Origin of the sequence: Pseudoalteromonas apostichopi, assembly GCF_030297135.1 — a bacterium.
Classification (GTDB): Bacteria; Pseudomonadota; Gammaproteobacteria; order Enterobacterales; family Alteromonadaceae; genus Pseudoalteromonas; species Pseudoalteromonas apostichopi.
Map to the genome: position 1 here is coordinate 1,657,615 of NZ_AP028065.1, position 20,538 is coordinate 1,678,152.

The 20,538-nt window shown below is 43.6% G+C and carries 14 protein-coding genes; 7 read left to right on the forward strand and 7 right to left on the reverse strand.

The window, feature by feature from the left end; genetic code table 11:
• Positions 1–63: 63 nt before the first annotated feature.
• A complete protein-coding gene (locus tag QUE86_RS07400) occupies positions 64–459 on the forward strand; it encodes a DUF4019 domain-containing protein (protein WP_286260189.1) in 396 nt (131 codons plus the stop codon).
• A gap of 259 nt (positions 460–718) precedes the next feature.
• Here the strand turns inward: QUE86_RS07400 and QUE86_RS07405 are convergent, their stop codons facing one another.
• From QUE86_RS07405 to QUE86_RS07430, 6 genes are all read right to left on the reverse strand, one after another.
• A complete protein-coding gene (locus tag QUE86_RS07405; RefSeq protein WP_286260191.1) occupies positions 719–2,665 on the reverse strand; it encodes an RICIN domain-containing protein in 1,947 nt (648 codons plus the stop codon).
• 12 nt (positions 2,666–2,677) lie between these two features.
• Positions 2,678–3,889, reverse strand: a complete 1,212-nt coding sequence (locus tag QUE86_RS07410) for an aldose epimerase family protein (RefSeq protein WP_178926410.1) — start codon at positions 3,887–3,889, stop codon at positions 2,678–2,680.
• A gap of 71 nt (positions 3,890–3,960) precedes the next feature.
• Positions 3,961–4,545: an HAD family hydrolase gene (locus QUE86_RS07415; RefSeq protein ID WP_130050173.1), complete on the reverse strand. Its 585-nt coding sequence runs from the start codon at positions 4,543–4,545 to the stop codon at positions 3,961–3,963.
• Positions 4,546–4,681: 136 nt separating this feature from the next.
• Positions 4,682–6,181: an L-arabinose isomerase gene (araA, locus tag QUE86_RS07420; RefSeq protein ID WP_130050172.1), complete on the reverse strand. Its 1,500-nt coding sequence runs from the start codon at positions 6,179–6,181 to the stop codon at positions 4,682–4,684.
• Positions 6,182–6,204: 23 nt separating this feature from the next.
• Positions 6,205–6,900 (reverse strand): L-ribulose-5-phosphate 4-epimerase, encoded by a 696-nt coding sequence (locus QUE86_RS07425; protein WP_286260193.1) that lies wholly within the window; start codon positions 6,898–6,900, stop codon positions 6,205–6,207.
• Positions 6,897–8,549 (reverse strand): ribulokinase, encoded by a 1,653-nt coding sequence (locus QUE86_RS07430; RefSeq protein ID WP_286260195.1) that lies wholly within the window; start codon positions 8,547–8,549, stop codon positions 6,897–6,899. The genes QUE86_RS07425 and QUE86_RS07430 overlap by 4 nt, the downstream gene beginning before the upstream one ends.
• Positions 8,550–8,780: 231 nt before the next feature.
• On the opposite strand from QUE86_RS07430, the gene tal reads away from it, so the two are divergent.
• On the forward strand, positions 8,781–9,734 hold the full coding sequence (gene tal / locus QUE86_RS07435) for a transaldolase (protein ID WP_286260196.1): 954 nt from the start codon (positions 8,781–8,783) through the stop codon (positions 9,732–9,734).
• Between the two features lie 119 nt (positions 9,735–9,853).
• Here tal and tkt read toward each other — a convergent pair whose 3' ends face one another.
• Positions 9,854–11,854 (reverse strand): transketolase, encoded by a 2,001-nt coding sequence (gene tkt / locus QUE86_RS07440; protein ID WP_286260198.1) that lies wholly within the window; start codon positions 11,852–11,854, stop codon positions 9,854–9,856.
• Between the two features lie 424 nt (positions 11,855–12,278).
• Between tkt and QUE86_RS07445 the strand changes: the two genes are divergently transcribed.
• The 5 genes from QUE86_RS07445 to QUE86_RS07465 all read left to right on the forward strand — a co-directional run bounded on the left by QUE86_RS07445 (position 12,279) and on the right by QUE86_RS07465 (position 20,485).
• Positions 12,279–13,094 carry a MipA/OmpV family protein gene (locus QUE86_RS07445; protein ID WP_286260200.1) on the forward strand — a complete coding sequence of 272 codons (816 nt, stop codon included), beginning with the start codon at positions 12,279–12,281 and terminating at the stop codon, positions 13,092–13,094.
• Positions 13,094–13,477, forward strand: a complete 384-nt coding sequence (locus tag QUE86_RS07450) for a DUF3019 domain-containing protein (RefSeq protein ID WP_167658287.1) — start codon at positions 13,094–13,096, stop codon at positions 13,475–13,477. Before QUE86_RS07445 ends, QUE86_RS07450 begins: the two co-directional genes overlap by 1 nt.
• Positions 13,477–14,187: a response regulator transcription factor gene (locus QUE86_RS07455; RefSeq protein WP_286260203.1), complete on the forward strand. Its 711-nt coding sequence runs from the start codon at positions 13,477–13,479 to the stop codon at positions 14,185–14,187. Before QUE86_RS07450 ends, QUE86_RS07455 begins: the two co-directional genes overlap by 1 nt.
• Positions 14,188–14,193: 6 nt before the next feature.
• Complete coding sequence (locus QUE86_RS07460) at positions 14,194–15,378, forward strand: ATP-binding protein (protein WP_286260204.1); 1,185 nt, start codon at positions 14,194–14,196, stop codon at positions 15,376–15,378.
• Between the two features lie 160 nt (positions 15,379–15,538).
• A complete protein-coding gene (locus QUE86_RS07465; RefSeq protein ID WP_286260206.1) occupies positions 15,539–20,485 on the forward strand; it encodes a S8 family serine peptidase in 4,947 nt (1,648 codons plus the stop codon).
• Positions 20,486–20,538: the final 53 nt, after the last annotated feature.

The following is a 20,538-nucleotide window of genomic DNA, read 5'->3' on the forward strand; positions in this document are numbered from 1 at the left end:
CGTCGCCGTAACATAAAAACACTTCAAGACGAATTCAATAAACAACAAGTAAATGGAATTGCTATGAGAAAAACGCTCTTATTGATCACTTTTTTAAGCTGCTTTTGTGCAAACGCTGAAGAACTCGAGGTTATAAATCACGCTAAAAGCTGGCTCGTATTAATTGATAATGGTCAGTATCAGCAAAGCTGGCAGCAAACAGACTCATTGTTTAAACAAGCAATGCCGCAAAGTAACTGGAGTAACGTGTTAAAACAAGTTCGTGTCCCACTTGGCAAAGTGATTTTACGTAAGAATTTAAGCCTGATGAAGTACGATTCTTTACCCGGAACACCTGATGGCGAATACGTGATCATTCAATTTCAAAGCCAGTTCATGAATAAAGAGCAAGCGGTTGAAACAATTAGCCTAAGTAAAAATAGTGGCCAGTGGCAACCTTTGGGTTATTTTATTAATTAAAAGATTTGCAGAGGCTTAGATGGGGTATGTTGGGTTTCGCTTCGCTCAAACCAACCTACCCGAGAATGAGCAAGGCAAGTAGTGTGGTAGGCGTCACGCTTGCTTGGCGCGTCATGAAATCAACACCCATCAAGCAGACAAACATATCACCAACATACAACATCGCTCGGCTAAAAACTGACAGCTGAAGGCTGACAGCCACAAAAAAAGCCACTCATAAATGAAGTGGCTTTGGTTGAGTCGATTTTTTACTTATAACTTAATTTGGTTCACGCAGATGGAACACTTGGCACTTGTTACCTAAATCAGGTTGTTGTGCGAAGTTAGTGTTTTCAGCTAAACCACAGTTACTTAAACCAAGCGCTTGTTTTGTGTAGCGGTTGATTAGCATCACGCCACCGCCTTCTACCGGAGCAATACGCCACTGTGCTGTTTTCGCCGTACAAGAAGCCATTTCTACGTTGGCACCAGGTACTAAGGCGTTATCAGCTACCGCAGCACAGAACTCGCTGTCAGCGCTTTGTTTAAGGCTCACATAACCTGTATCTGTTGGTGTGAAGAACCATTGTTGTGCATCTTTATGCGTATAGGCTTGTTGCTCAACATTGGTACCCACTTTATCCGTACCGGCCACACTAAGTGCTTTACCGCTTTGTTGGCTTAATACTACAACACTACCCATAGGGCGTAATTGCCAGTCGCCACACGCTGTTGCGTCGCTTTGCTGTAAAACTGCTTGGTTTTGTGCAGCAGAACAGCCCGCAACCGCTAATGGCTTGCCTGTGTAACGGTTAGTAATAGATACATTACCATCTGTGCTTGGTGCTACTTTCCATTGCTGGCAGAAGTTATTGCGCCATGCTGCAGATTGCACTTTAGCGTTATCGGCATCATTACAGCTTTCAAGCTCTAAAAACTTGCTATCTTCACGGTTAGCTAAACGAACAAAACCAACTGTTGTTGCATCAATAACCCATTGACCATTGGTGCTCGCACACTGACGTTGCACAGCACGTGCATCTTGTGGATCAGCTGCAATATCTAAACATAAGCCGCTTGTTGCATTCACTAATTGGTAGCGCTGACCTTGCACTCGTGTTACCAGTGGACCGTATTCACCTGATGGCGGTGCTACTTCAACGCCTGGTGTTAATGGTTTACCAAAGCTTGGCGTGCCATCGTCATTCCAAGTAAATTTTTGTGCGCGTAATGAGCGAGTCGCACTACAACCGTGCTCTACCGAATCATTACCGTGATAAACTAACCAATCTTCTGTGCCGTCTGGCGATGTGAAAAAGCCGTTGTGGCCAGGGCCAAACACTTCTTCTGTACGCTCAAATACTGGCTTGTCGTATTTTTTCCAGCTGCTCGCTTTAAGCGGATCGTCACCAACAAGCTCAAGCATACCTAGTTTGTAATCTGGCGTATTACAGAAGCTTGCTGAGTACGTCATAAACGTACGGCCATTGTGCTGTAAAATTTCAGCGCCTTCAGTTACTTTACGACCACTGATTTCCCAATCTAGCTCAGGACGCGTGATCACCGTATGCGGTGAGTTCTCTTTCAATGTCCACGGGTTTTCCATTTCAGCAATAATGTTTAATTGCTGATCGCCTTGCCATTGTGAGTAGATCACATATAGCTTGTCTTTATACGTTAGGTAGTTACCGTCGATGTTCCATACGTTAGGCATTAATGCGCCCTTGTATTCATATGGGCCCATAGGATCATCACCAGCACTTTCTAATACATTTAAGTGTTGGTTATCTAGAGTGCCATCAGTACCAGCTGTGTACATCATGTACCAACGGTAACCGTTTGGCCCTTTTAGACGATGGAATTCAAACGCCCAGAAGTTACAACAACGCTCAGGGTTTGAATCAGACCAAACATTGACAGGGGTTGCATCAGCAAGGCCAGCTAGTGTTGGTGATTTACGCATCACTAACTCAGATGTCCATGTTGTTGTGGTCAGGTAATAGTTACCATCCCAGTACTCAAGCCATGGATCGGCGCCATTTGGAAAAAGTGGATTGGTAAAAATACCATTATCTTGGATTGGTGCTTTTGCTGCGGCTGCGACATCTGCTTTGGCTGTGTTGTCTTCAGCCGTAGTCTGACAGCCCGTCAGAGCACCAAACGACAAGGCAAATAGGCTAGCTAAACCAGCCTTTTGCATTGCGCTTTTAAGCTTTGTTGTTTTCACGATTGTGTTCCTTTATTTTGTACCAAATTCGTACACGATGCGTGTTGAATACACTTCACCCGGTAATAATGTTGTGCTTGGGAACGTTGGCTGATTTGGTGCATCAGGGAAATGCTGTGGCTCTAAACAAAAACCACTTCTAAAATTATGCACTAAGCCAGACGCTTGCACAGTACTACCGTCTAAGAAGTTACCTGAATAAAACTGTACTGCAGGCTCTTCTGTGTAAACTGTTAACGTACGGCCAGAGTTTGCTTCGTAAACCGTAGCAGCTTCAATAAGCTCATTGCTTGGCGTGTCTTTAAGCACAAAGTTATGGTCATAACCTTTACCAAGTTTCAGTTGTTCGTTGCTTGCTTTGATATCTTGACCGATTGCTTTAGCTGTACGGAAGTCAAACGGTGTGCCAGCCACATCCATCACCTCACCAGTTGGGATCAAGCCGCCATCCACAGGCGTAATTGCTTTTGCGTTAATTTGCATTTGGTGATCAAGAATGTCGCCTTTACCCGCTAGGTTGAAGTAGCTGTGCTGTGTCATATTGATGATAGTAGGCTTGCTTGTTGTAGCAATAAACTGCATATCTAGCGTGTTGTTGTTCGTTAGCGTGTAAGTCACTTCTGTCGTCACTTCACCCGGGTAGCCTTGGTCACCATCAGGGCTCACTAAGCTTAAGGTAACACCTGCGCTGTTTTGCGTCGTGAACGGTGTCATGTTCCACACTTTTTTATCGAAACCTTGCACACCACCGTGTAAATGGTTGTCACCATCGTTGGTTGCTAATTGGTATTCAGTGCCATTTAACGTGAATTTACCGTTTGCAATACGGTTACCAAAACGACCGATGATTGCACCGTAGTAAGTTGTCGCTTTTGTGTACGCTTCTAGGTTATCTAAACCGAGAACAATATTACCCATTTCACCTTTTGCATCAGGTGTTTCAATACGCGTGATAATGCCGCCGTAGTTGATTACATCAACACTAATACCATTGCTGTTAGTCAGCGTTACTTGATTAACTGGCGTTTGATCAGCGAGTACGCCATAGGCCGTCATTGATGCTGAAGGGGAAGTAGTCATATTGTCTCCTTGATGAGCACAAGCTGGTGTAAGGGCAATCCCACATGTCACCAACAATGCATAAAGCCCGCGCGACTTTTTCGTGTTCGAACTGGCTGTTTGATGAGTTGTTTTTAAACCTTGGAAAACACATTGCAATGACATATGAATAACCTTTTTGTAATTGTATTTATAGTTTTATAATACAAATAAGGGTGCCATTGCAAATTTAATCGCTAAAGTTGGATTTTTCCGTCTTTCACCATGATGCAATCCATTCCCGCACTTTTGGCAGCTTGATAGCCAATTTGCGTGTCTTCAAACACCACACACAGGCTTGGCTCAACACCTAATTGCTCTGCCACTTTTAAGAATGTTTCAGGGTTTGGCTTGCCTTTACTTACATCACTGGCAGTCACTAACGCTCCAATTTTATTTATTAAATTGGTATCAGTTAAATGATCAATTGCATGTTCGCGGTCAGCACCTGTGCCCACACCCATCGGTAATACACCATGGTACTTTTCAAGTACTGCGACGGTTTCGTCAATCACTAGCGGTTGGTGCTGTAAATCAACCCAAAATTGGTGTTTATCTTTTGCCACAACTAGAGGGTCATGATCTAAGCCAAATTTTTCATTAAGCATTTCAATTGTTTTAACGGTCGGAATGCCACCTAAGCTGTACATGTAGTCGTAATCGAATGGATAGCCATAGGCTTCGCAAGCTTTCTGCCATGCCTGTAAGTGACTGCCCATTGAGTCAATTAAGGTGCCATCCATATCAAAAATAATGCCTTGGTAGGCGCTTAAATCGATCATATCTACTCCTAAAAAGTTTCGCTTCACAATAGCATAAGCCAGCGAAGAGCGTGGCTCATCACTGGCTTAATCGACAACAAAATTTGGGGTGAACGTGCTCACACACAGCACGTTCTAGTACATAAAGTACTAATTCTTACAGGCCACGTTTTAGCATGTAGTAAGCTGCGTTATGACGAAGCTCTGTTTTGAAACCACGGATCGTCGTATCGTTATCGATGATCATCGTTTCAACGCCAGCCATTTCAGCAAAATCGACAATCATATCGGTTGTTACTGCTTGGCTGTATGCAGTGTGGTGTGCACCACCGGCGTGGATCCATGCAGCTGATGCTACAGATAGATTTGGTTTTGGTTCCCAAAGCGCTGAAGCAACCGGTAAGTGAGGTAAATCAGCTGGCGGAGCCACTGTATCTACTTCGTTAATTAGAATACGGAAACGGTTACCCATATCAATTGGTGATACGTTGATTGCAGCACCTGGTTTTGCAGTAAACAATAAACGACCTACATCACATTTCACACCGATCGTGTGCTGGTGAACTTCAAGGCGTGGTTTTTGCGCAGCAATTGAAGGACACACTTCTAACATGTGCGCGCCAAGTACTTGGTCAGTCTCACCCATGTTGTAAGTGTAATCTTCCATGAATGAACAACCGCCGTCACGGCCTTCACCCATTACTTTCATGATGCGAACCATAGCAGCTGTTTTCCAGTCACCCTCACCACCGTAACCATAGCCTTTCGACATTAGGCGCTGTGTAGCAAGACCCGGAAGACCAGAAAGACCTGATAAGTCTTCAAAACAGTTTGTGAATGCTTTAAAGCCGCCTTTCTCTAGGAAGCGCTCCATACCAAGCTCTAAACGCGCTTCGTTGCGTAGCATTTTCACTGCGTAATCGTCTTGTAGCGTTTCGTCAGCAATTACGTAGTCTTGCTTATAAAGCTCTAACTGTGCATCAACTTCTTCTTCAGTGATAGTATCAACCACTTTCACAAGCTCAGCGACACCAAACGCGTGTACTTCATAACCAAAAGTAATTTGCGCTGAAACTTTGTTACCTTCAGTCACCGCAACTTGACGCATGTTGTCGCCAAAACGCGCAACTTTTAGTGTTTGGCTTTCTGCCCAACCTTTCGCCGCACGACACCAGTCATCTAACTGCTGTTGTACATCAGCACGTTGCCAGTGACCCGCAACAACTTTACGCTCTTTACGCATGACAGTACCGATGAAACCGAACTCACGGTCACCGTGTGCACTTTGGTGCGTATTCATGTAATTCATGTTGATGTCAGACCAAGGAAGGGCTGCATTGAACTGAGTATGAAGGTGTAACCAAGGCTTACGTAATTCGCTTAGGCCAGCAATCCACATTTTCGCAGGTGAGAAAGTGTGCATCCATAATACTAAACCAACACAGTTAGGATCCGTATTTGCCGCCTGGCAAACAGCATGAATTTCTTCAGGTGACTTAACGGTAGGCTTACATACCAAGTTTACCGGTAGATTCGCTTCGCTGTTTAAGCCCGCTACAATTGCTTCGCTGTCTTTGGCAACCGTTTCTAACACCTTAGGACCATAAAGATGTTGTGAGCCGGTAACAAACCAGACTTCTTTCGTCATCGTCGTCATGTTAATAATCCTCTAAATTCTTGCTATTTGCTCTGACCGTAATACGCGTTTTTACCGTGCTTACGTAGATAATGTTTATCCATCACTGCTTTTTTAAGTTCAGCTGCGTGTGGATCTAAAGTGCGTGTTAAATACGCCATGCGTGCAATCTCTTCGAGTAGCGCTGCATGGTATACAGACTGAGCGGCATCTTTACCCCACGTGAAAGGCGCATGACCCGCAACAATCACCATAGGTGCAGCTTTCGGATCGCGGTCTTGATACGCATCAGTAATTTGAATACCGGTTTCTAATTCATAATCGCCATTCACTTGCTCATCAGTTAGCTCACGAGTACAGGTGATGTCACCGTGTACATAGTCAGCGTGAGTTGTGCCAAGGCAAGGAATGCTTTGTTTTGCTTGCGCCCATGCAGTTGCATAGGTCGAATGCGTGTGTGTTACACCGCCAATTGCATCGAAGTGACGATATAAATGAACATGCGTTTTAGTGTCAGAAGACGGACGCATAGACCCTTCAACAATGTTGTTTTCAAGGTCGACGATCACCATGTCTTCGGCTTTCATTTGGTCGTACGAAACACCACTTGGTTTAATCGCAATCACGCCTTTGTCGCGGTCGATTTGCGATACGTTACCAAAGGTATAAATTACTAAGCCACGACGTTGCAGCTCCATGTTCGCTTCATAGACTTCACGTTTTAGTTCAGTAAAACTCATGCCTTGTCTCCGTTTACATAGCTTGCAAGTGCTTGGTAGCTAGCATAAAGCTCGTCATACACAGCAACGCGCTCAGGGTTTGGTAAGTACTGATGACATACTGACGACGCCATCACTTTTTGAGCATCTGCCACGGTTGCGTGCTCACCCGCAGCAACCGCAGCCATAATTGCCGCACCTAATGCACAACTTTGCTCACTTTCTAAAACGTCAATTGGGCAGTTCCAAACATCAGCACACGTTTGCATTACGTAGTCTGATTTTTTAGAAATACCGCCGATAACAACTACTGACTCGATTGGCACGCCCTCGCTACGAAAGCGCTCAGTGATAGCACGTGCGCCAAAGGCTGTTGCTTCAACAAGCGCTTTGAAGAACTTAGGTGCATCAGTGCCCATTTTTAAGCCTGTTAATGCCATGGCAACGCTTTGGTCAGCATCTGGCGTACGACGACCATTTACCCAATCAAGCGCAGTTACGTCGCTGCTTGATACAGGCAGTGCTGCCGCCGCTTTTGATAAATCAACTAAGATTGAGTCTTCTAGCTTGTTAACTAACGCTTGCTCAGCGTCAGATAGATTTGTAAGTTGGCGAGTTGGCCAAAGTACTAAGTTCTTGAACCATGCGTATAAATCACCAAATGCAGATTGACCAGCTTCTAAGCCAATTAACCCTGGGATCACCGAGCCATCAACTTGACCACAAATACCCTTAACGCAAGTATCACCTAGCTGCTCTTGAGACGTTACTGTGATGTCACACGTTGAGGTACCCATTACTTTGGTTAGCACACCAGGGCGAACATTGGCTGCTACTGCGCCCATGTGACAGTCAAATGCACCGTAACCAACAACAATACCTTGTGGTAAACCAAGCTTCTCGGCCCACTCAGCAGTTAAGTTGCCAGCAACTTGGTCGCTTGGCTCTGTGGTTGCATTTAACGTATCAACAACACCATCTAATAGTGGATCGATATTGCTGAAGAAGCTGTTTGGTGGGAAACCGCCCCACTGCTCGTTCCACATTTGTTTGTGGCCCGTTGCACAACGACCTAACTTTAATGCTTCAGGGTGTGTTGTACCGCACATTAGCGCGGTCATCCAATCGCAGTGCTCAACCCATGAATAAGTGGCTGCTTTAACACTGCTATCAACGCGGAAAATATGTAATGCTTTGGCCCAGTACCACTCAGAAGAGTAGATACCGCCCATGTGTGAAAGGTAGTTCACATCGTTGTTAGTTGCAGCTTCAGTGATTTCATTTGCTTCTTTAATAGACGTATGGTCTTTCCACAAAATGAACATTGCATTTGGGTTTTCTGCAAATTCTTCAGTTAATGCCAGTGGTGTACCTTGGCTATTAATTGCTACAGGTGTTGAGCCAGTCGTATCAAAGCTCATACCCACTACTTTGTCTGCAGTACCTGCTGGAACTTGTGACCAAAGACCATTTACTACTTCTACAAGGCTATCGATATAGTCTTGTGGATGCTGACGAAACTGATCTTTACTTGGGTCACAATATAAACCTTGTGCCCAGCGCGGGTAGTTTACTAAATGGCTGGCAAGTTCTTCACCAGTCGCAACATCAACGAGTAATGCTCTTACCGAGTCCGACCCGTAGTCTAATCCCAACGTATAACGAGACATAATTACCTTTCACTAATTGCTTACTAACATTGTTAGTCATTATCTTTATTTGTATGATAATATCAACAATACCAGATTGTAAAGGTATTATAAAAATATTATTAACAGGATTATTTGCTGCTGGCGGGCGATTTTTTGCGCAGTTTCTCTGGAAGATTAGATTGTTTTTTCAGCACAAATAATAGGTTAAAGCCACTACATTAACTTTTGTATGATAAGAATGGGATAACTATGTCTAGTCAATTAGAACAACTTAAAGCAGTGACAACCGTTGTTGCTGACACGGGTGATTTTGAAGCAATCAACGAATATAAACCGCAAGATGCAACAACAAACCCATCACTCATCTTAAACGCGATTCAAATTGAGAAATATCGCCCACTCGCTGCAGAAGCCGTATCATGGGCAAAAGCACAAAGCAGTGACGCAGCTGAAGTTGTAACAAAAGCAGCTGACAAACTAGCGGTATTAATTGGCTCTAAATTAATGGAGCAAGTGCCAGGTTTAGTTTCAACAGAAGTTGATGCACGTTTATCATTTGATACTCAGGCAACCATTGATAAAGCACTTGAGCTTGTTGCTCTATATAAAGAGCAAGGCATCGACACATCGCGCGTGTTAATTAAAATTGCTTCAACATGGGAAGGTATTCAAGCGGCTAAAGTACTTGAAGCAAAAGGTATTCGTTGTAACCTAACGCTGGTATTTGCATTTGCTCAAGCACGTGCTTGTGCCGAGGTGGGCGCTTACCTAATTTCACCATTCGTTGGCCGTATTCTTGATTGGTACAAAGCACAAGATGCAAGCGCTGATTTCGACGGTGCTAACGATCCGGGCGTTAAGTCAGTTACGCATATCTACAACTACTTCAAAAAGCACGGCTACGACACGATTGTAATGGGCGCGAGTTTCCGTAACATCGGTGAAATCCAACAATTAGCAGGTTGTGACCGTTTAACTATCAGCCCTAAGCTACTTGCTGAACTAGCTGCAACTGACGCACCATTAACTCAAAAACTATTACCAGCAACAGAAAAAGCAGAAGCGCCAGCAGCAATGACTGAGCAGGCTTTCCGCTGGGGAATGAATGAAGATGCCATGGCAACTGAAAAACTAAGCCAAGGTATTCGTCAGTTCGCAATTGACCAAGAGAAACTAGAGTCAATCTTAAGCGAATTAGTTTAAACCGATTGTTTAAGCAGCAAAAAGCCCGCAAACCAAGGTTTGCGGGCTTTTTATTGCCTGCCTTTTAGTAAAAGCAGGCTTATCGTGTTGCGATTACGATAATTTTTTCGCCTGTCACATTATTCAGCAAGTAATGCGTTTGCTTTTGCAACTAGGTTTGCCACTGTGAAACCAAAATGCTCAAGCAATACGGCACCAGGCGCTGACTCACCAAATGTATCCATGCCTAGTACATCACCATCTTGGCCAACATACTTAAACCAGAAGTCACGGTGCGCAGCTTCAACAGCAATCTTTGGTGTACCAGTTGGTAGCACGCTTTGACGGTATGCTTTGTCTTGGCTGTCAAACTGATTCGTTGATGGCATAGATACCACGCGAACTTGCTTGCCTTGTGCTGTTAATTCAGCAGCGGCATTCACAGCTAGTTCAACCTCAGAACCCGTTGCAATAAGAATAAGCTCTGCAGCTTGTTCGCTATCAACAAGTACATAACCCCCTTTTGCAATGTCAGCAACTTGCTGTGCATCACGAGCCATTGCTTTTGTACCCTGACGGCTGAAGATCAGTGAACTTGGGCCGGTTTCTTTTAATAACGCTTGGCGCCAAGCTACCGCTGTTTCAGTTTCATCACATGGACGCCATGCAGTCATATTTGGTGTCATGCGAAGGTTAGCGATTTGCTCGATTGGTTGGTGAGTTGGACCATCTTCACCTTGACCGATTGAGTCATGGGTATACACAAAAATGCTCTGTGCTTTCATTAATGCTGCCATGCGTACTGCATTACGTGCGTATTCCATAAACATTAAGAAGGTTGCGCCAAATGGGATAAAGCCACCATGTAATGCAATACCATTCATGATTGCGCTCATACCAAACTCACGTACGCCATAGAATACGTAGTTACCATCAGCTGCATCTTGTAAGCCTTTTGCTTCTGGCCATAAGGTCAAGTTAGAACCTGCAAGGTCAGCAGAGCCACCCATTAGTTCAGGAAGCTGGTTAGCAAAGAAAGTGATCGCATTTTGTGATGCTTTACGTGTCGCAATGTTTTGCATGTCAGCTTGGCATTTAGCAATGTACTCATCAGCTAATTCAGCAAAGTTAGCTGGTAATGCTTTTTCCAAGACACGACGAGTATATTCTTTTGCAAGTTCAGGATGTGCTTTGCTATAAGCCGCAAATTTTTGCTGCCATGCACCTTCAAGCTCTTGTCCTTTCGCTTGATTATTCCACTCGTTATAAACCTCTTGTGGAACTTCAAATGCTGGGTGTGGCCAGTTTAGCTGTTCACGTACTGCGGCAATTTCGTCGTGACCAAGTGGTGCGCCGTGACAGTCGTGGCTACCTGATTTATTTGGCGAGCCAAAACCAATCACTGTTTTACAACAGATTAGTGTTGGTTGCGTGGTGTTGCTTTGTGCCGCTTCGATTGCATCAGCAATCGCATGCATATCGTGGCCATCAACATCTCGAATAACTTGCCAACCGTAAGATTCAAAACGTGCAGGTGTATCGTCGGTGAACCAACCTTCTACTTCACCATCGATAGAGATGCCATTGTCATCCCAGAATGCGATTAGCTTGCCTAGACCTAAAGTACCTGCCAGCGAACATGCTTCGTGCGAGATACCTTCCATTAAACAACCATCACCCATAAAGCAGTAAGTGAAGTGATCAACAATATCAAACTGTGGCTTATTAAATTGCGCTGCTAAGGTTTTTTCAGCGATGGCCATACCAACCGCGTTAGCAATACCTGAACCTAATGGACCTGTAGTTGTTTCAACACCTGGTGTGTAACCATATTCTGGGTGACCCGGTGTTTTAGAATGAAGCTGACGGAATTGCTTAATATCTTCGATGCTTACGTCGTAACCGCTTAGGTGTAACAATGCATATTGAAGCATTGAACCATGGCCATTTGATAACACAAAACGGTCACGGTTAGACCAGTCTGGGTTTAATGGGTTATGGCGGTTAAAGTTTTGCCACAATACCGCTGCAATATCAGCCATACCCATAGGCGCACCTGGGTGGCCAGAGTTAGCTTGTTGAACGGCATCGACAGCAAGTATGCGAATAGCATTTGCAGATTGAGAACTAGGCAGAGTCATCTTATTAGCTTCCTGTTAATATTATAATATAATTAATATCGCAAAAACTCACCCAAATAGCAACTTAATAAACCGCTATGCCAGTAATGACGTGTACTTAAGCCCGCTCTATAGCGCTAAACACAGGTTTAAACACCATTTACTTTTAACAACTTTTCCTAAGTAAATTCATTGCAGCTCTACCAAAAAAGCTAAGAAAAAAAGTAGAGTCTACATAAATATCAAACCAATTTACCTATCTAACTTAAATTACAAAAACCAGAGCTTGCTACAATTTGGTACATTATTTCATTGTTCAAGCAGTTAATAAAAACTTAATGTTAACAAGATTTTTCATTAAGGTTTTTTATTTGTGACTATTCTGGGTGGTTGCTCACTGGGGCTGCGAGTTCTATTTCTAATCAGTGCTACTTGCCTTTCATCAATGGCAAATAGTACTGACTCTGCCTATTTGGCTGATGAGGGAGTAAGTCTTGGTTTAAGCTTAGGTTATGGTCAACTCGACAACCCCGTATATAAAAAAGAAGACATAGCTCTGTTTGCTTTACCACGCATTGAGATATTCGCTGGTGACTTCTCATTTGCGAACACTCAGTTTGCTTGGACACCTATCTGGGGTGACAATTATCAAGTGTCATTTTTCACCCAACTCAATGAAGACGGGCTTTATTTTGCTAAACACTCAGCAGTACTGACTGCAATTAGAACAACCAGTGGTCGCCCTTCAATGACACCGCGACCACCTGGTTCAAGTTTTGAAGAACCTTTGGTGATAAAGCGCCGCGGTGATATTACTAAAATATCAAAACGTAAACTGTCTGCCATGAGCGGTATTGAAGCTATTGTTGACTGGCAAAGCTGGCGATTTAGCGCGTATTGGTCAATGGAGCTCACCAACTATCACAAAGGGTTACAAGGCGCATTGTCTGCACAGCGTTTGTTTTTGTTTGATCAGCATCTGGTTTTGCTCGGCGCAGAAATACAACATTTAAGTGCTGGTTTGGTGGATTACTACTATGGCAGTGCTTTACAAGAGATAGGAGCAGGGTTTAGCCCTTTTTTAGGCCACTCTAGTCAAAAGTACAATCTAAAAGCCAGTTACCAATACCAATTTAATGAACAATGGCAATTTATAAGCGATGTAAAATACCAACGCTTATCATCGGGTATAGCCAATAGCCCCCTTATTGATGACAGCAACTTACTGTCGTTTTATGCTGGCTTTGCATGGAATTACTGATGATGTTGCGCACCAAGCTCTTTTCAATCTTATTCATTTTTAGCATTGCGTTTGTTAGCAGCACATTCGCACAAGCAGCCTATATCGAAGCAACTCCCGAGAACTGCGTAACAGTAGAGCAAGACTGCATAATGGATGTCTCGATTAATTGGTATACCGAGGTAAGCGAGACTGTGTGTATACGCGTTACTGATCAACAAATTAGGTTATTTTGCCAAAAACCGAATAAAGGACAGAACTTTGCAATCACAGTACAAAACAATCGCAACATTGTGTTAGAGCTACTCAGCGAACAGCTCGAACCATTAGAAAGTACCGAAATTAGTTTATTCCACCAGCATGTTAAAAAACGCCGTCGTGATATCGCATGGAGTATTTTTTGATGAGCCAGCATACTATTTTATACATTGAAGATGATTTTAAACTTGCCCAACTAGTCTCTAATTATTTAAGTAGTCATGGCTATACCCTTGACCACTTTGATAGTGGTTGCCATGCCTGTTACCAAGCGAGCAGTAATAAATACGACTTAATTTTGCTGGATGTTGGATTAGGATCAGAAGATGGGTTTGAGGTATTTAAAGAGCTTAAACAATACCAAGATACGCCAATTATTTTTATGACTGCAAGGCAGAGCCAAGTCGATCATATTACTGGCCTTGAACTAGGAGCCGATGATTACCTAACCAAACCGGTTTCCCCATCTATATTATTAGCGCGAATTAATAATACCATTCGCCGCAGCCAAGCCGTCAAACCAATAAGTAACACCCATAATGCGTACAATATTCGCTTTGGTTCTTTAAGTATTAATACGATTCAGCGCGAGGCTTACCTGCATAGCCAGCCACTTGAACTGACCAGTGCTGAGTTCGAGATACTGGTCCAGCTTGCTAAATCACCAGGCCAGTTGGTCAGTCGAGACCAATTATTTGATGGCACCATAGGCCGTAAATACGATGGTCAAAGCCGCACCATCGATGGCCGCATTAGCCGCTTACGTAAAAAGCTCGGTGATGAAGCTGTACCTGCACAAAAAATCGTCACCGTTTGGGGTAAAGGATATATTTTCTCTCCACAAGCGTGGGGGTGATGAAGTTTGTTGCGGCTGTTTTGTTATTTGTATTTAACGCTGGCAGTTTGTCTAGGGAGTGCTGCTTGGTTACTAGAAACCTATTTTCCAAACCCACCGAGCCACAGCACTGAGCAGCAATTGGCAGAAAAAATCCTGAGCCTTGCGCCTAATAACTCAGGCATTAGTCAAACTCCTCTAGCGAACTTTTACCTTGGTGAGGAGTTACAGGCTTCGCTTTTAGCTGGACAAGTGATTAGCGTTAACGACGCGGACAACAACGTTTACTTTCATAAGCTTGCAGATGATAGAAACACCTTATTAAGCATTGGCCCCTATAGCCAACCGGCTGATTTGGGTTATCAATCTTTAGTTAGCCTTCTGTTTTATAGTAGCTTAGCCTTAGCTGTGGTGATTTTTACAGGCCCACTCCTGTTTGATTTAAATAAGCTACGTAAAGCCAGCAGTAAAATCTCCAATGCTGATTTTACAGCACAAGTGCACTTCACGCGCTTTAGCTTACTAAAAAGTATTGGTGATACCTTTGATAATATGGCTTTAGCGCTGCACAATCGTAATCAAAGCCAACGCGAATTAATCAATGCTGTCTCCCATGACTTTTTGACGCCTATTTCACGAGCTAAATTCGCCCTAGAAGCGGTTGTTGATAACAACAGTTATCGCCACAGTGTTTTGCAAGACATAATTGAACTTGAGCTATTAGTTGAAGAATTCTTAACCTATGCCGAACTTGAACAATGCGAACCCACCTTGTTGGTGAAAGACTACTGCCCAGACGAGCTATTACAGCCCTGCATTACTAAGTTTCAAAGCTATAGCCCTTTGGCTATTCGTCTTGACTGCGAATTAAAAGCTATTTGCGTTGATAAGCAAAGCTTTCAACGCTTATTACAAAACTTACTCGGAAACGCGGTTCGCTTTGCTAATACGCAAATTCATATCAGGGTTTCGCAATGCAAAGACGGCACTTTGTTAGCAATTGAAGATGATGGTTCGGGGATCCCAGAAAAAATGCGTGCCAGCCTTATGCAGCCATTTTCTAAAACTGCCTCGGTGCACCAAACAGGCTATCAGGGTGTTGGTCTTGGCTTATCAATCGTTAAGCAACTGTGCCTGTGGAATAACGCAAAGTTTAGCTTAGATAACGCACAGACCTTAAGTGGTGCAAGAGCAAGCATCTTGTTTCGATAAGCAGTTTTTCGGTAAAAATGTACCAAGCTGTAACAGTGTGTGCCAATTGTTTACATTCAATTGATGTTATAGTCACAACTCAACACTATCCCTACTGATTACAACCGTTCGCGTCTAGCGTGAGCTCATAATTATAATCCTTCGAGGGAAGTTAGATCACATGTTCAATATGAAAAAAGTATCAGTGATGGTCGCATCTGCACTTTACTTAGGTGTAGGTACGTCTGCTGCTGCGCTAAATGATCAAGCATGGCCAGAACAGCCAGCTGGTTATGCGCCAAAGCAAACAGTTACAAATGAATTTGTGTGGGAAGACAAGGTTAATAACACAGTTAAAAAACAAAGCCGAGTTTTCACACCAGAGAAAGATATTAGTGGTATTCAAACTTACATCGTGCAACTAGACGATGCACCAATTTCGACTTATCAAGGCGGTGTTAAGGGGCTTGCGAGCACAAAAGACGTTGTGATGCAAAGTCAACAAGCAGCAGTGCGCTCGACCTTGAATATGGCACAACCTGCCATTGCAACTTACGCTAATCACCTAGCAAATAAACGTCAGTCAGTGCTAAACACAGCGATGAGTCAGCAAGGCTTAAATCTGAACGTTGAGCGTACATTCAGTGTGGCATTAAACGGTTTCACCACCAAAATGACACAAGATGAAGCGAAGCGACTTGCCAAAGTTGCAGGTGTTAAGAAAATCACCCGCTCAAAAATCTACAGCCTAAATACCTTTAATACTATTGAGCAAACAGGTGCTTCTGCACTATGGAGCGCCAGTTCTAGCAACCCTAGCAGCAACAAAGGTGAAGGTACGGTTGTGGGTATCATAGATACAGGTATCAACACCGATCACCCATCATTCGCGGCAGTAGGCGGCGATGGTTACACTCACACGAATCCTTTAGGCGAAAAATACTTAGGTGACTGTGCAACTGCTGAATTTGCTGACCTTTGTAACGACAAGCTAATTGGTGTGTACTCTTACCCTGAGATCACCGCAGCTTATGTCGACTCTGTATTTGAAGAGACTCGCCCAGAAAATGGTGAAGACTATCATAGTCATGGCTCACACGTTGCAGGTACCGCTGCAGGTAATATCCTTTACGATATTCCTTACAAGCTGACTGAGTATGAAAACCAATCTTCTGGTTTAGAAACCAATGTGATTTTCCCACAAGTTTCAGGTATGGCACCCCATGCCAATATCATCTCATACCAAGTATGTTGGCCAGGTGGTTCAGGCGATCCATATGCAGGCTGTCCAACTAGCGCAATCTTAGCCGCTGTTGAGCAAGCAGCAATTGATAACGTTGATGTATTAAATGCTTCATTAGGTGGTCTTGAAGAAGATCCTTGGAGCGACCCAATTGAACAAGCATTTATGAATGCAGCCGAAACAGGTGTTTTTGTTGCAGTAGCTGCTGGTAATAATGGTCCAGAATATTCGACGGCTGATCACTCATCACCTTGGGTAACCACAGTTGCAGCACATACTCCGTCAACTACAGTAAACTTTGGTAACAAGCAACTTAAGGACTTAACTGGTGGCGATACATCAGCACCGGGTCCATTTACAGGTGCAGGTGTTAACTTTAACGAGCTATCAGGCTTAATCGTTGCTGCGACTGATTTTGAAAACCCGAATGAAAGCTCAAGCTATGCTCTGGCTAACTGTGACAAGCCATTCCCTGAAGGCACATTTGATTTAGTTGATGATCCAGCTACAGCTATCGATGAAAGCACGCAAAATGTTATTGTGGTTTGTAAACGTAGTTCGTACCCACTGTATTCTAAATCGTTAAATGTACAAGCAGGTGGTGCAGAAGGTTTAATTATTTATAACCACGTATCATTCTACGATCGTTATACAATTCCATCAGTTACGTACCCAATCCCTACTGTTCACATTAAAAACGTGGATGGTGTAAGCTTGCTTGATTGGCTAAGCACAGGCGACAGCCACATGGGGACGATTGAATCAACCGAAGGCACCGTTGAAGCGGTTGATAAAGACCGTATTGCTTTCTTCTCTGGGCGTGGTCCATCATACTTTGGCTTTGACACCTTGCTTGTAGATGTAGCGGCACCAGGTGTTGATATCTACGCGCCGTCATCAGACGATCAGCCATTTACAAGCAATCCAGCCACCTCTGACTGGCAAACGATGTCTGGGACATCAATGGCAAGTCCTCATGTTGCAGGTGCTGCAGCATTGTTAAAACAGTCTCATCCTGATTGGACCCCAATGCAAATTCAATCAGCATTGATGTTAACTGCAAACAATCAAGTAGCTTTAGCACAATACTTAAACAACTATACCGATGATGGCTTTGATGCAGCTCTTGCTGAAATGGGTTCAGGTAAAATGCAAGTTGAGCGTGCTGACAAAGCAGGCCTACTTCTTGATGAAAGCATTGCGAACATGAATGCTGCCAACCCAAGCCTAGGTGGCCGCGAAAAAGCACTAAACACGGCTTACATGGTTGATAATGACTGTGGCTTTAAGTGTACGTTTATCAGAACCTTTACAGCGACAGAAGACGCAAGCTGGACACTTCATACAGAAAACTGGATTGGAAATAGCAAAATTAGTGTTGAGCCAAGCAGTTTTGATATCAAAGCAGGTGAGACACAAAGCATTGTGGTTACTGTTGAAGCAAGGCAACAAGCAACACCACAAGAAATTGTTGATTACACAGGTAACCAAGGTCAAATAGTAATGACCTCTAGCAATCCTGAATCACCAATTCTAGAAATGCCTGTATGGACTTTCGCTGGTGATACTGGTTTACCTGAGTATATTCAAATTGATGCACACCGCCGCTCTGCGACGATGAAAGTGGGCCCATTTAATACTGATGAAATCAGCAACCTAACCACACAATCTTACGGCTTAACAAAAGGTCAGGTTGAAACAGTACATCTATTCAACGACACTACACCAGGCGACCCATTCGATAGCGTAGATGTTGAAGGTGAAGGCGACGCCGTAAACAATAACCATATTCAGTGGACGACTGTGCCAGAAGACGCAAAAATGCTTAGTGCAAGCGTAATGAACGACACTTCACGTGTGCTTGTCTTCATGGGTAAAGATAGTAACGGTGATGGCATCGCTTCATTCGAAGAAACACTTTGTATGTCAACTAGCTACACCCTAACTAACTTCTGTAACATTGTAGATCCAGAAGCGGGTGAGTACTTCACGTTATACATGAGCCTACAGACTTTATCGTATGGTGAAGTTGATCAAGGTATCGAGGTATCGTTTGCAACAGCTGTAACTACTGAAGACAATGGTTCATTAACCGTAACAGGCCCAAGCAGCGTACCAGGTTATGACGAGCTTGAACTTGATCTTGCTTATAACCTCCCTGATATGGAAGTAGGCGATATCTACTTCGGTGGCTTTGATATTGGCAGTAACCCTGAAGATGCGGGTAACCTTGGTTTTGTACCAGTGATCATCGAGCAAGTTGATAAAGACGTGACCTTTACAGCTAACAAAGACAAAGCATTTGTTGGTGACCTCGTTGACTTCGAAATCAGCGTTATTGCTAATAACGAAGATGAAGCGCGTCAGTTTGCACTAAACACTGAGTTCCCCGCAGGGGTTGAAATTGTCCCTGACAGTATTATCGCTTCTAACTCAACGCCGGTTACACCTATACTAGATAGTAATGCGTTAGCACTAGTGGGCGTACAAGAGACAACCAAAGATGTAGAGCGTAATTACAACATTACGACTAACATCACTGATGAAATGTGTTCATTAACATCTGCACATTCTCCGGATCCTTACTACCTAGAATTACGTGAATTGGGCTGGCGCACCCTTGAAGGTGTTCAAGGTCAGTACTACAACGAGTTCGAATATACATTTAAAGAAATCATGAACACTAATCTAGATGTGTCATTCCCATTCTTTAACAAATATCACTTTGACTCAATTAAACTGAATCCAGCTGGCTTAGTCACATTTGGCTCGCAAGGCCGTACAACGCCATTCCACGTTGAGCTACCACAGGGCAACACTCAGCCGCCACCGCCGCCATATCTCATTGCACCATTCTGGGTGGGTGACAATATGATCCCAGAGCGTGTAGACTCTACTAACGGTAATTATGATGCCAACGCAGGTATCACACCAACTTACACAGTATCGCGTGAGTGGTTAGTACTCGAGTGGGATAATATCCAACGTTCAAGAACTGAAGGCCAATCTGTTGACGTCGAAATGTTCATGCGCATGGGCATTGATTATGAGCCAGGTGAATACGAACTCCTATTTGCTTATGACAACCTAAGCTTAGTTGATGCTCAAGGTTCTATCGGCTTGAAAGCCGCTGATGGCCGAGGTTTCATTAGTGGTGATATTCCTATCGACTTAAACATCGGTAACAAGTACGGCTTCAATAATATGGACGAAGTACTTCACGACAAACTGGTTGTTTGTCTTGACTACACAGGCCCTGAAGTTTCTAAGTTTGATGTGAAATTCCAAGCTTACATTGGTGAACAAGCAGCGAATCAAACTCACCAACTATCACTTACAAATGGTTTAGTAGGTGCAGACGATGAAACTATCACCCTTGATCTTGAAGTTCTAGGAAACCTAGAGATTGCAGCGTTAGCTGACATGTCCGTAGCAGAAAACGAAGCAATTAGTTTTGACGTACTTTACGCTGATGAAAACCAAGTGAGCAACCAAATCGAAGTGTTAGGTGAGAACTTTGCCTATGAAGTATCTGGTCATACATCAGGTAGCACGGTGACTATCACACCAACTGCGCACTTCCATGGTGATATTGATGTAACAGTAAAAGTTAGCGACAGCGTTAACCCAACTGATGCAGCAATGAGTTCATTTGTATTATCGGTGATGTCTGATGGTGAAGAGCTTGGCTGTACTGATAGCTCAGCAACTAACTATGATGAAAACGCCAATACTGACGATGGTAGCTGTACTTTCCCTGAGGCAGTGACTCCAGAGACAGAGATTGAAAAAGACAAGAAATCATCAAGCGGTTCATTCGGCTGGTTACTACTAGCAGTTGCACCACTGATGGCACTTCGTCGTAAAAAACCTCGAATTAACTAAGGATTAGTTAATTAGGATAGTAAGTAATGCCGATATGCTTAGCATATCGGCAT